At 75.4% G+C, this 13247-nt stretch carries 13 protein-coding genes; 5 read left to right on the top strand and 8 right to left on the bottom strand.

What is annotated here, in order from left to right; genetic code table 11:
* Positions 1-113 precede the first annotated feature (113 nt).
* The 5 genes from ACFVZH_RS26855 to ACFVZH_RS26835 are packed head-to-tail and all read right to left on the bottom strand — an operon-like array spanning position 114 to position 4424.
* Positions 114-1016, bottom strand: a complete 903-nt coding sequence (locus ACFVZH_RS26855; RefSeq protein ID WP_384901054.1) for a tyrosine-protein phosphatase — start codon at positions 1014-1016, stop codon at positions 114-116.
* Positions 1017-1028: 12 nt separating this feature from the next.
* On the bottom strand, positions 1029-2090 hold the full coding sequence (locus ACFVZH_RS26850; RefSeq protein ID WP_384901052.1) for an NAD(P)H-dependent flavin oxidoreductase: 1062 nt from the start codon (positions 2088-2090) through the stop codon (positions 1029-1031).
* A complete protein-coding gene (locus tag ACFVZH_RS26845; protein ID WP_384901050.1) occupies positions 2087-2833 on the bottom strand; it encodes a CoA-transferase subunit beta in 747 nt (248 codons plus the stop codon). Before ACFVZH_RS26845 ends, ACFVZH_RS26850 begins: the two co-directional genes overlap by 4 nt.
* The gene (locus tag ACFVZH_RS26840) at positions 2830-3678 is read right to left on the bottom strand and encodes a CoA transferase subunit A (RefSeq protein WP_384901048.1); all 849 of its coding nucleotides are present in this window, start codon (positions 3676-3678) and stop codon (positions 2830-2832) included. Before ACFVZH_RS26840 ends, ACFVZH_RS26845 begins: the two co-directional genes overlap by 4 nt.
* Entirely contained in the window at positions 3675-4424 is a 750-nt protein-coding gene (locus ACFVZH_RS26835; RefSeq protein WP_384901047.1) for an enoyl-CoA hydratase family protein, read from the bottom strand. Before ACFVZH_RS26835 ends, ACFVZH_RS26840 begins: the two co-directional genes overlap by 4 nt.
* Positions 4425-4491: 67 nt before the next feature.
* Here ACFVZH_RS26835 and ACFVZH_RS26830 point away from each other — a divergent pair, with 67 nt between their 5' ends.
* The gene (locus ACFVZH_RS26830) at positions 4492-5259 is read left to right on the top strand and encodes an SDR family oxidoreductase (RefSeq protein ID WP_384901045.1); all 768 of its coding nucleotides are present in this window, start codon (positions 4492-4494) and stop codon (positions 5257-5259) included.
* A 1-nt stretch (position 5260) separates the two neighbouring features.
* Positions 5261-6136 carry an SDR family oxidoreductase gene (locus ACFVZH_RS26825; protein WP_384901043.1) on the top strand — a complete coding sequence of 292 codons (876 nt, stop codon included), beginning with the start codon at positions 5261-5263 and terminating at the stop codon, positions 6134-6136.
* Positions 6137-6183: 47 nt separating this feature from the next.
* On the opposite strand, the gene ACFVZH_RS26820 is transcribed toward ACFVZH_RS26825, so the two are convergent.
* A complete protein-coding gene (locus ACFVZH_RS26820; RefSeq protein ID WP_384901041.1) occupies positions 6184-6660 on the bottom strand; it encodes a MarR family winged helix-turn-helix transcriptional regulator in 477 nt (158 codons plus the stop codon).
* Between the two features lie 116 nt (positions 6661-6776).
* On the opposite strand from ACFVZH_RS26820, the gene ACFVZH_RS26815 reads away from it, so the two are divergent.
* Positions 6777-8177, top strand: coding sequence for an MFS transporter (locus ACFVZH_RS26815; protein ID WP_384901039.1), 1401 nt, complete (start codon positions 6777-6779; stop codon positions 8175-8177).
* A gap of 81 nt (positions 8178-8258) precedes the next feature.
* Positions 8259-9782 carry a PE-PGRS family protein gene (locus ACFVZH_RS26810; RefSeq protein ID WP_384901037.1) on the top strand — a complete coding sequence of 508 codons (1524 nt, stop codon included), beginning with the start codon at positions 8259-8261 and terminating at the stop codon, positions 9780-9782.
* A 6-nt stretch (positions 9783-9788) separates the two neighbouring features.
* On the opposite strand, the gene ACFVZH_RS26805 is transcribed toward ACFVZH_RS26810, so the two are convergent.
* Together ACFVZH_RS26805 and ACFVZH_RS26800 are read right to left on the bottom strand one after the other, a co-directional pair.
* The gene (locus ACFVZH_RS26805) at positions 9789-11258 is read right to left on the bottom strand and encodes an ankyrin repeat domain-containing protein (RefSeq protein ID WP_384901036.1); all 1470 of its coding nucleotides are present in this window, start codon (positions 11256-11258) and stop codon (positions 9789-9791) included.
* A 57-nt stretch (positions 11259-11315) separates the two neighbouring features.
* The gene (locus ACFVZH_RS26800) at positions 11316-12200 is read right to left on the bottom strand and encodes a hypothetical protein (protein WP_384901034.1); all 885 of its coding nucleotides are present in this window, start codon (positions 12198-12200) and stop codon (positions 11316-11318) included.
* Positions 12201-12358: 158 nt separating this feature from the next.
* Between ACFVZH_RS26800 and ACFVZH_RS26795 the strand changes: the two genes are divergently transcribed.
* Positions 12359-13144, top strand: a complete 786-nt coding sequence (locus ACFVZH_RS26795; protein ID WP_384901033.1) for a S1 family peptidase — start codon at positions 12359-12361, stop codon at positions 13142-13144.
* Positions 13145-13247 lie beyond the last annotated feature (103 nt).

Genomic DNA, 13247 nt, shown 5'->3' with positions numbered 1-13247 from the left:
ACGGCGTCCGGCGCGGGCCGCGGGACCGGCGCGGGCCGGGGCGCCGCCTCCGGCGCGGGAGCCGGGCGCGGTGCCGCCTCCGGTGCCGGTGCCGGTGCGGGTCGTGGCGGGCGTCAGGCGCCGGCCACCAGCCGTTCGCGGAGCGCGAGCAGCTCGCGCGGCTCCAGGCCGAGGCCGACCGACACGTAGCGGAACAGGCTCCCGCACGAGGCGCGGACCTGGTCGAGGGCGGTGTCGAGGTACTCGGCCCGCACCTCCTGGAGCGGCACGATCAGCTTCGGGTTCCGCATCAGGCCGCCCTGTTTCAGCCCCTCCCGCAGCCGCGCGTCGTACGCGGCGCGGAAGGTGTTGGAGGCCAGGTAGTCCGCGCGGGCGGCGCCCTCGGGCACCCCGAGCAGGACGAGCAGGAGCCAGCTCGTCCAGCCGGTGCGGTCCTTGCCCGAGGTGCAGTGCAGCAGCAGCGGCCCCCGGTCGCGATCGGCCAGGTCCCGCAGGGTGGCCGCCAGCGCGGCCCGGTTCGCCGGGTCGGTGACGAAGGTCCGGTACACCTCGCGCATGAAGGCGGCGGCCCGCCCGCCGCCCAGCATCTCCTCCTGCCGCACCGGGTCCCGCGAGCCGATCGCGGCGAGCAGCTGCCCGAAGAGGCCGTGGTCGGTGACGGGCCGGGCGACCGGGACCGTGCCGGCCGGCAGCCGGTCCGCCCCGTCGTACCCGACCTCCAGGGGGATCCGCAGGTCGACGACGGTGCCGAGGCCGAGCCCGGCGAGGGCGGCGACGTCGGCGTCGGTGAGCTTGCCGAGATGGTCGCCCCGGTAGGCGAGACCGTGCCGGACCAGGGCCCCGTCGTACGTGCGGTAGCCGCCGAGGTCGCGGACGTTGACCGCGCCCTGGAGCGGGATCTGCCGGATCGCGGTGGTAAACCGGCCGCGGGGGCGGGCGTTCGCGTCCGTGGGCAGGACCGCGAGCAGGGCGGTGGCACCGGTGGTGGTGAGCAGCGCGCGTCGGGACAGGGACATGGCCGGACTCCCTTACGGACGGTCGGAATCGGGACGGGGAAGCGTGCGGAGCACCTGCGCGGCCTCGGCCATGATCCGGGTGACCAGCTCCTCGCAGCTGGGGAGGTCCTCGATGACCCCGGCGACCTGCCCGGCGGCCATCACACCGAGGTCGGCGCGGCCCTCGACCATGGAGGCCCGCAGCAGCACGGGCGTGTTCGCGGCGAGCAGCACCTGGCTCCAGGAGAGGTCCTTGCCGTGGCGCATGGCCAGGCCGTCGCGGACCATCGCGGGCCAGGACAGCCCGGACAGTCGGCGGAAGCGGGCCGCATGGCGGACGGCCCGCGCCAGTCCCCGTACCCGCCCGGCCCGTTCGAGGGAGGCGACGAGCTCGGTGCGGAGCATCCGGTGCGGGAGCCCGTCGACGGCGGTGGTGACCGTGACGTCCTTGACCGTGGCCGCCAGGTAACGGGCCTTCACCGCGTCCGGCACGGTCGAGTCGGAGGTGAGCAGGAAGCGGGTGCCCATGGCGACGCCCGCGGCCCCGTGGGCGAGGGCGGCGACCAGACCGCGCCCGTCGCGGAAGCCGCCCGCGGCGATCACCGGGACGTCCACGGCATCGACGACCTGCGGGAGCAGCACGGTCGTCGCGACCTCGCCGGTGTGCCCGCCGCCCTCGCCGCCCTGGACGAGGACCGCGTCGGCACCCCAGGCGGCGACCTTCTCGGCGTGCCGCCGGGCACCGACGGAGGGGATCACGACGACGCCGGCGTCCTTGAGTTCGGCGATCAGGTCGCGGGACGGGGCGAGGGCGAAGGAGGCGACCCGTACGCCCTCCTCGACGATGATCCGGACCCGTTCGCGGGCGTCGCCGGCGTCGGCGCGCAGGTTCACCCCGAAGGGCCGGTCGGTGCGGGACCTCACCTCGCGGACGGCGGCCCGCAGTTCGTCGACGGCCATCGTGGCGGAGGCGAGGATGCCGAGCGCGCCCGCGTTCGCGGTGGCGGAGACCAGCCGGGGCCCGGCGACCCACCCCATGCCGGTCTGCACGATCGGGTGGCGGACACCGGTCAGCTCGGTGAGGGCGGTCCTCATCGGGGAGCGACCTCGCGCTCCCGCAGCCCCCGGGGGTCGATGACCTCGCGGACGAGCCGCAGCTCCTCGGCGCTCGGCTCACGGGTCGGCGGCACGTCGTCGCCGCCCGCCAGGTCGAAGCCGGTCGCGGCCCGCACCTCGTCCACCGTCACGCCCGGGTGCACCGACACGAGCCGCATCCGGTGGTCGGGGGTGGCGAAGTCGAAGACCCCGAGGTCGCTGACGACCCGCACCAGCCGGTGGTACGGGGCGTCGCCGGCGCGGTCGTACCCCACCCCGCAGACCATGTCGACCCGCTCGACGAAGACCCGCCGCGAGTGCCGGGGGATCCAGTAACTCACCGGGTTGTTAAGGGTGTTGGCCGGTGCGCCGCGTACTCCGAGCAGCTGCCGGGTGGGGCGTTCCCAGTCGCCGACGCAGGAGATGTTCTGGTTGCCGTACCGGTCGATCTGGCTCGCGCCCATCATCACGTGCCGCCGTCCGCCGGTGACCATCGCGAGGTGGCGGCGGTACGGCAGCCAGCCCTCGGGCCGCCCGTCGGGGCCGACGAGCATCGCCTCGCCGTCGGTGAGCAGCAGGTCGGGGGAGAAGGTGCGCCGGGCGAGGCGGGCGCCGACGGACGGGACGACGCCCATGGGGCTGGCGAGGATCTCGCCGGCGCCCCGCCATGCCTCGGCGCAGGCGACGACGCAGTACTCGGCGCGGGTGACGGGCGCGGTGGGCGGGGCGGCCGGGCTGCTCACTGCTGCTCCTTCTGCCAGGTCTGGACGGCGCGCTGGTAGTCCTCCTCGCTCGCGCCGCCGAGGAAGCGGGCGGCGAACTCGGGCCAGGGGGTGGTCGCGTAGAGCTTCTGGAAGGGCTCGTCGCGGTCGTGGTCGGGGACGCAGGAGGTGAAGTGCGCCCCGTTCGGTGTCTCGACGACCCCGGTGACGCTGTGCCGGCTGATGAGGAGGGACTGCGGGACGGTGTCCGGGCCGAAGCCGTCCTCGACGAGCCGCTCGCAGGAGACGTACGCGGTGTCGGCGGCCTCGCAGAACAGGTCGTCGAAGTACGGGTCGGGGCCCAGGTACTGGCCGTTGCCGAGCCGGTCGGCGCGGTTGACGTGGACCAGCGCGGCGTCCATCCGCAGGGCCGGCACGGCGACGAACTCCTCGCCGTCCTCGTACGGCGAGGTGACGGTCCGCAGTCCGGGGTTGACCCGCATGACGTCCGAGCCGAGGCCGGCGCGGACGGGCAGGAAGGGCAGCCGGTGGGCGGCGGCGTGCAGCCCCCACATGAACATGGCCTCGTCGAGTTCGGTCAGCGCCAGGGTGCCGTTCTCGCGGGCGGCCCTGAAGTGCGGTTCGAGGGGGATCGAGTCCAGGGTGACGAAGGGGGCGATGAGCCGCCGGATCCGTCCGGCCGCGGCGAGCAGGCCCACGTCGGGGCCGCCGTACGAGATCACCGTGAGATCGGTGATCTCGGACCGGATCAACGCTCTGACCAGGGCCATCGGCTTGCGGCGCGAGCCCCAGCCGCCGATGCCGAGCGTCATCCCGGAGCGCAGCCGCCCCACCACGTCCTCGGGGGTCATGGTCTTGTCGGTCACGGGGAGTCCTCCTTCCCGAAGGTGTCGCGGACCCGGTCGGCGACCCCGCTGACATGGGCCTCGAAGGTGAAGCCCTGCTCGAAGCGGTAGCTGCGCCGCACGTCCACGGGGTCGATGCCGTTGATCGCGGCCTTGGCGAGCCGGACGAGCGTCCCGTCCTTCGCCGCGATCTCGCCCGCCAGCTCCAGTGCCGCCGGGAGGAGCCCGGACCGCGGGACCACCCTCCACACCGACCCGTGGGCGTGCAGTTCGGCGGCGGTCACGGTCCGCGAGGTGTAGTACAGGGCCCGCATCAGGTGCTGCGGGACCAGCCGGGCGAGGTGGGTGGCGGCGCCGAGCGCGCCCCGGTCCAGCTCGGGGAGGCCGAAGACGGCGTCGTCGGCGGCGACGATCGCGTCCGCGTTGCCGACGAGCCCGATGCCGCCGCCGAGGCAGTGGCCCGCGACGGCCGCGACGACCGGCACCTCGCACTCGTAGACCGCCGCGAAAGCCTCGGCGCAGCCGCTGTTGGCGCCGATCAGGGAGGTGGGGCCGGGGTCGCGCTGCAACTCCTTGATGTCGACGCCCGCGTTGAAGCCGCGGCCCTCGGCGGTGAGGACGGCGCAGCGGACCCCGGGGTCGCGGCCCGCCGCGCGGACGGCGTCGGCGAGCGCGTACCAGCCCTTGACGGGCAGGGCGTTGACGGGCGGGAAGTCGACGGTGACCAGAGCCACGCCCGGGATGGGGCGGGAGGTGGAGACACCCATGAGCGGATCAGCTACCTTTCCACCAAACGTTTGTTAGGTAACCTCTTGCAGAGGAAGGTAGCAGCCGATGGAGCTGGACGGGAGGGTCGTGCTCGTCACCGGCGGAACCCGGGGCGTCGGCGCGGGCATCGCACGCGCCTTTCTGCGAGCCGGCGCCCGGGTCGCCGTCTGCGCCCGCAGACCCCCGGACGCACCGGTCGAAGCGGCGGGCCGCACCGCCGACTTCCACCCGCTCGACCTGCGGGAACCCGCCGCCGTGCGGGAGTTCCTCACCACCACCCTCGCCGAGCGGTACGGGCGGCTCGACGTCCTCGTCAACAACGCGGGCGGCACCCCGTACCGCCTCCTCGACGAAGGCGAGGCCGAACGCCACGCGCGCGTGGTCGAGCTGAACCTCACCGCCCCGCTCGCCGTCAGCCTCGCCGCCCACCCGCTGCTCCGCGCCTCGCGCGGCGCGGTCGTCATGATCGGCAGCGTCAGCGGCACCCGGCCCTCACCGGGCACCGCCGCCTATGGCGCGGCCAAGGCGGGACTGGAGAACCTCGCCCGGTCGATGGCCGTCGAATGGGCCCCCGACGTACGGGTCAACACCCTCGTCGTCGGCATGGTCAGAACCGAACTGTCCCCACTGCACTACGGCGACGACGACGGGATCGCCGCCGTCGGCCGGACCGTGCCGCTGGGCCGGCTCGCCGCACCGGACGAGATCGGGGAAGCCGCCGTCTTCCTCGCCTCCGACCGGGCGGCCTACGTCTCGGGGGCCTCGCTCCTCGTGCACGGCGGCGGCGAACGCCCCGCCTTCCTGGACGCCGCAACTGCCAACAAGGAGAGCTGACATGGGACTCTGCGACGGACGCGTGGTGATCGTGACGGGAGCCGGACGGGGGCTCGGCCGGGCGCACGCGCTGGCCTTCGCCGCCGAAGGGGCCAAGGTCGTGGTCAACGACCTCGGGGTCGGGCTCGACGGGCGCCCCGGGCCCGACAGCCCGGCGACGGAGGTCGTCGAGGAGATCAGGGCGGCGGGCGGCGAGGCCCGCGCCCACGGCGGCGACATCGCCACCACCGGGGGCGCCGCCTCTCTGGTCGCCACCGCCCTCGACGCGTACGGGCGGCTCGACACCCTCGTCAGCAACGCGGGCTTCCTGCGCGACCGGATGCTCGTCAACCTCGACGAGAAGGACTGGGACGCCGTCATGCGGGTCCACGGGAAGGGGCACTTCCTGCCGCTGCGGCAGGCCGCCGCGCACTGGCGGGCCGAGGCGAAGGCCGGGCGGACGCCGCGGGCGCGGGTCGTCCACACCACCTCGGGCGCCGGACTCCTCGGCAGCGTCGGGCAGGGCAACTACGCGGCCGCCAAGGCCGCGATCGTCGGCCTCACCCTCGTCGCGGCGGCGGAGCTGGCCCGCTACGGCGTCCAGGTCAACGCGATCGCGCCGGCCGCCAGGACCCGGATGACCGAGCGGGTCTTCGACGGTCTCGACGCCCTGCCCGAGGACGTCTCGCCGCTGGTGGTGTGGCTGGGCTCGGCCGCCTCGGAGGGTGTGACCGGTCGGGTCTTCGAGGCCGAGGGTGGCCGCCTCACCGTCATGGAGGGCTGGCGGCCCGGCCCGACGGCGGACAAGGACGGGCGCAGGACCCCGGCGGAGGCGGGGGAGACCGCCCGCAGGCTCCTCGCGGAGGCGGAGCCGCCGAGCCCGGTGTACGGGGCCTGAGGGGCGGGGCGCGGGGTCCGATCGGCGAGGCGCCCGACCGGGCGGCGCTACTCCGAGAGCCGCTTGGTCGCGGCGCGCTGGCGCTCGGTCGCCCCGGTGAGGAAGCGGGTGACCGTGGCCAGCTCCTCGGTGGTGAACTCCTCGTAGAGCTCGTGCACTTCGCGGGCCCAGTCGTCGAAGAGCGGGGCCAGCTCGGCCAGCTTCTCGGGGCGGGGCTCGACCAGCACCCGGCGCTTGTCCGTCGGGTGCTTCACCCTGCGGACGAAGCCCTTGCGTTCGAGGCGGTCGACGAGCCCGGTGACGGAGGCGGGGGCGAGGCCCGAGTGCTCGGCCAGCTCCTTGGCGGTGAGCGGGCCGTGCCGGTCGAGCAGGTCGAGGGTCTTGGTCTCGGTGGCGCCCAGGTCCTGCTGGGCCGCGATCGCCGAGTGGAAGGCGACGGACGCGGCGCTGGAGTCCCGGCCGGCGGCCGTGAGGGCGGCGACGACCTCGGCGCGTCCTCCTGCGTCCTGCTCGCTCGTGGGCATGGGGGAAGCCTAGCAAAATTCATTTAGTTCGCCCGAACGAAAGACTTGCGATCACGGGCGCCCGCATGTCACTTTTTATTTCGTTAGGCCGAACGAAATAAAAAGGAGGGGCCGAGATGCCCGCCATCGCCACGACCGACACCACCGCCACCGGCGACCCGTACACCGTCCACCCACGCCGCTGGGCCGCCGCCTTCGTCATGATGGTCGCCGCCCTGATGGACCTGGTCGACGTCACCATCGTCAACGTCGCCCTGCCCTCCCTCGGGCACGGGCTCGGCGCCTCCGAGAGCGCCCTCCAGTGGACCGTCTCCGCCTACCTCCTGGGCTTCGCCGCGACCCTCGTCGTCGCGGGCCGGCTCGGCGACCGCCACGGCCGCAAGGCGCTCTTCCTCGCCGGCACCGCCGGCTTCGGCCTCGCCAGCCTCGCCTGCGGCCTCGCCCAGAGCCCCGGCCAGCTGATCGCGGCCCGCGCCGTGCAGGGCGTGACCGCCGCGGTCCTCATGCCCCAGGTGCTCGGCTCCTTCCAGAGCCTCTTCCGGGGCAAGGACCGCGGCAAGGTCTTCGGGATGTACGGGGCGGTGGCCGGCTTCGCCTCCGCGATCGGACTGCTGCTCGGCGGCGTCCTCACCGACGCCGACCTCTTCGGGCTCGGCTGGCGCAGCGTCTTCCTCGTCAACGTGCCGGTCTCCGCCCTCACCCTGGCCGCCGCCGTCGTCCTCGTCCCCGCCACCCGCGAACGCGCCGCCGCCCGGCCCCCGGTGCTCGGCAGCCTCCTCCTCGCCGCCGGCCTCGTCGCCGTCGTCCTGCCGCTCGTCCAGGGCCGGAGCTGGGACTGGCCGCTCTGGGGCTGGGCGCTCCTCGCCGCCGGAGCCGCCGCGGTGACCGGGGTCGCCGTACGCGGCACGGTGCTGCCCCCGCGCCTCTTCACCGTCCCGGCCTTCTCCTACGGCCTCGCCGTCCAGCTCCTGTTCTCCTTCGGCATGCAGGGCTTCTTCCTCGTCCTCGCGATCTGGCTCCAGGGCGGCCAGGGCTACACCCCGACCCAGGCGGGCGTCCTGATGGCCGCGTTCTCGCTCGGCGGCTTCCTCACCGCACCCGCCGCCGAACCCCTCGCCGTCAGACTCGGCCGGTACGTCCCCACCGCCGGCGCCCTCCTCATGGCGGGCGGCTACGGCTGGGTCTGGTACGCCATGGAGGCCGCGTCCCCCGTCCACACCGGCGCCTGGCCGCTGGCCCCCGGCCTCGCCGTCGCCGGCGCCGGCCTCGGTCTCCTCGTCGTCCCCCTCGTCGGCATCGTCCTCTCGGCCGCCCCCGCCGAACTCGCCGGCGGCGCCTCCGGCGTCTTCTCCACCGCCCAGCAGTTCGGCGGCGCGCTCGGCGCCGCCGCCATCGGCACCGCCTGGTTCGCCGACCTCTCCCTCAAGGCCGCCATGCCCTGGGTCCTCGCCGCCTACGTCCTCGCCGCAGCCCTCGGCCTGCGACTCCCCCGGACCGCGCTCACCGAAGGGGAATGACCCGCGACGGCGAGGCGGCCTACAAGGCAGGATGGCCGAGCGCGGGGAGCGGAACGGCACGGACCGGGGGAGCGGCGAGGAATGACCGAGCACGACAAGGCGTACGGCGAGCTCGGGGAGTTCGTCCCCGGATGGGACTGGATCGGCCTGAACCGGTCCGTCCCGGACGACCTGCTGATCCGCCTCCTCGCCCTGGACGCGGATCTCGTCTTCCGGTACGACCTGCCGCCGGCCGTCGTCGACGCCGCCGTCGGCCACCCGGACCGGGGCGTGCGGGGGGCCCTCTCCGAAGCCGGGACGGAGCTGACCCCCGCCCAGTGGGACCGGCACCTGGCGGCCGAGCCCTCGGCCGCCCGGCGGGCGCGCTTCGCGGCGGACGCGGCCCGGGCCGGCGTGACGCTCGGCCCGGCGACCCGGGAGCGGCTCGCCGCCGATCCCTCGCCGCTCGTCCGCGCCGCGGCAGCCCGCCTCACCGGTCTTCCGGGCGGGACGCTCCGTGCCCTCGCCGGGGACCCGGCCCCGGCCGTACGGGCCGCCGCCTGCGGCCCCGCCTGGCCGCACCTCGCCCCGGCCGCCCGGGAGGCCCTGCTCGCGGACCCCGGCGAGGGGGTCCGTGCCGCCGCGCTGATCCGCCGTCACCGGGACGAGCCCCTCGACGAGGACGGCCTCGCGGCCCTCGGCGGTCCCGACTTCCGGGATGCCGACTTCCGCGGCCTGGAGGACTGCCGCGTCGCGCCCGCGCTCGCCCTCCGCCTCGCCGCGGACCAGGACCCGCAGGTCCGGCTGCGGATCGCCGGCCATCCCGACCTGCCGCCGGCCGGCGTCGCCCGTCTCGCCGAGGACGCCGAGGAGGCCGTCCGGCGGGCGGTCGCCCTGCGCGCCGACCTCACCGACGAGGAACGGGCCGCCGTCCGCGTCACCGTGGACACCTCGGGACTGCGCTACCCCGTGCCCTGGGTGACGGCCCTGCACGACGACCCCGAGGCCCTGCGCCGGCTCGCCGCCTCCTGCCATCCGTACATCCGCAGCAGCGTCGCCCGGGCCCGCCGCCTCCCGCCGGACGTCGTGGCGCGCCTCGCCCGCGACGAGGACCGGGTCGTGCGGCTGTTCCTCGCCGAGTCCTGCGACGACGCCCCCGCCGACCTGCTCCTGGAGCTCTGGCGCTGGTGGACCGGAAGCCTCTCCCATCCCGGACGGCCCCGGACCCATCCCCGCTTCCCGCGCGCCGGACTGCTCCGGTTCGCCGCCGACCCCGACCCCCGCCTGCGGCGCCTCGCGCTCGACGACCCCGACTGCGCCGCGGAACTCGTCGAGGAGTTCGGCCGTGACCCGTCCGCCGAGGTGCGGCAGGACGCGGTCCGGGACCCGAGGCTCTCGCCGGAGGCCGCCACCCGGCTGCTCGACGACCCCGAGCCGTCCCTGCGGACCCTGGCCGCCCGGCACCCCGCCCTCCCGGCGGACGTCCTGGTCCGGCTGCTGCGCGACCGGGCGACCGCGCGGTACGCCGTCCTGAACCCGTCCCTGCCGGAGGCCGCGATGCGGCGGATCGTCGACATGGTCGAGGACCGGGTGGCCGAAGTACGCGGTGGGGCGAGCAGCGGCTGAGGCGAATCAGCCGCGCCGGGGCGTCGTCCACTCCAGACGGGTCCTGACACGGACGTCGTGGACGTGCTCCAGCGCGGCGAGGGCCGTCTCACGGGCCGGGCCGTCCGCGGCGCCGTCCGCGAGGATCGAGGCGAGGGCGTCGACGGCGCGCGGGTCCTGACGGATCGCCAGCCCGCGCGCCGCCTCGGCCGCCGTCTCCGGATCGTCGTCGCCGAGCCGCTCCGCGAGCCCCTCCCGTACGAGCGGGGTGTCGTCGGGCAGTTCCGCCACGGCGAGCGTCGCCCAGTCCCGTACCCGGGGGTCGCCGTCCCGGCTCAGCGCGAGGAGGACGCCCAGGGCCTCGACATGCCCGGCGGGGACGATCCCGGCGAGCGCGGACGCGGTGGCCCGCCGCACGGCGGCACCGGGATGCCCGGCCGCCGCGAGGAGTTCGGGGACGGCGGCGGGGTCCGCGCACTCCCCGAGCGCGAGGACCGCCGACAGCAGGGGCTCGCGGGCCGGGGGAGCGGCGTCCGCCGCGAGACGCCGCAGCACCGGGACGGCGCTCGGGGCGAAGCCCGGGAGCGCGCCGAGGACGCGCGCGCCGAACGCCCGGCGCAGCGGGTCGCGGTAGGCGCACCAGCCGGCCGCCGCGACGAAGGTCTCCTCGTCGGCCCGGCCCGCCAGTTCCGCCACCGCCGTCGTCCAGTCGTCGAGCTCCGGGTCGCCGCAGCGCAGGGCCCGCGCCGCGAGTTCCTCGTGCGGGGTGCGCAGGCCGAGCGCCGACTCCAGGACCGTGGCGATCGCCGCGTGCCCGGTGTGCCGGTCGTCGCCGCGCCCGGGGGCGCCGTCCTCCCGCAGCAGTTCGACGACGACCGTCACCCCGCCGTCCTCCCGGACCCGGCGGACGACCGCCTCGTACGTCTCGCCGCCCTCGTTCCCGGCGACGAGCCCGCGCCGCAGCTCGGCCGCGATGTCGACCCCGATCCACCGCCGCGCCTCCCGCAGGGCCGCCTCCCGGGACTGCGCGCCGTGGTCGAGGAGGGCCCGCACGCAGCCGGTGGAGCCGCGCCGGGCCGCGGCCACGAGCGGGACGAGCCCGTCGGGGCCGCACCGGTCGGGATCGGCCCCGTGCTCCAGCAGCACCCGTGCCGTGTCGGCGTGCCCGAGCCGGAGCGCCCAGGCGAGCGCCGTGAAGCCGAAGGCTTCCTCCTGGTCGGGGTCGGCGCCCGCCGCGACCAGTGCCCGCACCACCTCGGTGTGTCCGCCGCAGGCCGCCGCGCACACCGGGAGATCGCTGTCGTCGTCCCCGCTCCGCCGCCCGGGGTCCGCTCCCGCGGCGAGCAGCAGCCGGACGATCCCGGCCTCGTTCCCGAGCGCGGCCCGGTACAGCGCGCTCTCCCCGTCCTCCCGGTCCTCGGGGTCGGCCCCCTCCCGCAGGGCCCGCACGGCCCCGTCCTCGTCCCCGTCGCGGATGGCGTCGAACAACGTGCTCATGCCCCGACCCTGACGCGCCGTCCGCGCCTGGCGCAAATCCATTCCCGGCACACGGGTTCAGCCCGCGCACTCCAGCACCGTGCGGCAGACCCCGCACCGGGCCCGCAGGGTCCGGCCCGCCGGGACGCGGAGCCGCTGGCGGCAGACCGGGCAGGGGAAGGCGACGCCGGTGGCGGGCGCGCCGCCGACGAAGGAGTACGGGGCGCCCGGGGCCGCGCGGCCGCGGCGCCGCTCCCAGTCGTACCGGCGGCGGTCGGCCCAGCCGGCCCCGGCGAGCGGGGGCGGGGCGGACTCGCGGCGTGCCTCGGCCCGGCCGCGTACCCATGCCTCGTACGCCACGGCGCTGGTGAACCAGGGGGACGGGTCCTCGCCGAAGACCTCGGCGCGCTTGGCGAGGACGTAGCCGAACTCCTCCGGGGTCAGGTAGCCGAGTTTCTGGCTCTCCACGCCGTCCCGCCGGTAGGCGTCGAGGAGCAGCCAGCCGGCGCCCAGGTAGGTGGTGACGACGTCGGTGAGGACCTCGTTCTCGGCGGTGCCGGGGAAGCCGAGGTCGAGGCGGTGCAGCAGGACGTGGGTGATCTCGTGGGCGAGGGCCGCGCCGATGTCCCTGCGGCGGGTCCGGAACCGGTCGTTGAGCTCCACGAAGTACTCGGGTCCGGCGGTGAGTTCCACGGTCGCCGCGTGCTCCATGGGTCGGAAGCAGACCACCATGCGGGCCTCGGGCAGTCGCAGGTGGCGGACGAGGGCGTGGGCCACGCGCTGGGTGCCGAGGTGCAGGTCCTCGTCGTCGCCGAGGGCCACGGCGGCGGGCGGCACGCTCAGCGGGTAGCGGTGCACGCCGTCGGGGGAGACGCGCCGGTAGAGCGCGGTGAGCGAGTCCCGGACGGTGGCGCGGTGCGGGAAGCCGTGGGTGACACGGTCGGCCTCGTGACGGTTCGGCATACCGGATCCCCCTTCCCCTCCACTGTACGTTCCCTTCACCGGTCATGGCCGAAAAGGCTTTCTTGTGGCGGCAGTTGGGCGCTGTCCATAATCCGGACAAGCCTTGACGGGCTCATGTCACTCGTCAAGGGCAACCCCCCACGAGCGAAAGCAGGCACATGATGCAGAACCGTGTGGTCCGCACCCTCCAGAAACTGGCCGCGGCGGGCGCCGTCGTCCTGGCCGCCGTCAGCCTCCAGCCCACCACCTCCGCCTCCGCCGCCCCCGCCCCCGTCGTCGGCGGCACCCGCGCCGCTCAGGGCGAGTTCCCCTGGATGGTCAGGCTCTCCATGGGCTGCGGCGGCTCCCTGATCACCCCCCAGGTCGTCCTCACGGCGGCCCACTGTGTGAGCGGCTCCGGCAACAACACCAGCATCACCGCCACCGCCGGAGTCGTGGACCTGCAGAGCAGCAGCGCGATCAAGGTCAAGTCCACCAAGGTCCTCCAGGCCCCCGGCTACAACGGTCAGGGCAAGGACTGGGCGCTGATCAAGCTCGCCAGCCCGATCACCTCGCTTCCCAACCTGAAGATCGCCGAGACCACCGCGTACAACAGCGGCACCTTCACGGTGGCCGGCTGGGGCGCCGCCCGTGAGGGCGGGGGGCAGCAGCGCTACATGCTCAAGGCCAACGTGCCCTTCGTCTCGGACGCCTCCTGCCAGAACTCGTACGGCAGCGACCTCGTCCCGAACGAGGAGATCTGCGCCGGCTACAGCCAGGGCGGGGTCGACACCTGCCAGGGCGACTCCGGCGGCCCCATGTTCCGCAAGGACAACGCCGGTGCCTGGGTCCAGGTGGGCATCGTGAGCTGGGGCGAGGGCTGCGCGCGGGCCGGCTACCCGGGCGTCTACACGGAGGTCTCGACCTTCGCCGCCGCCATCAAGTCGGCCGCGGCCACGCTGTAGCCCGAGAAGGGACGGCCCCGGGACGATCCGCCCCGGGGCCCTCCCCTGGCCCGGATCCGCAACCCGGCCCCGAGCGGCACACCCCGCCGCAGGCCCTCCGTCC

This window comes from Streptomyces sp. NPDC059534 (assembly GCF_042743475.1).
GTDB lineage: Bacteria > Actinomycetota > Actinomycetes > Streptomycetales > Streptomycetaceae > Streptomyces.
This window is presented reverse-complemented; position numbering and strand designations above follow the sequence as displayed.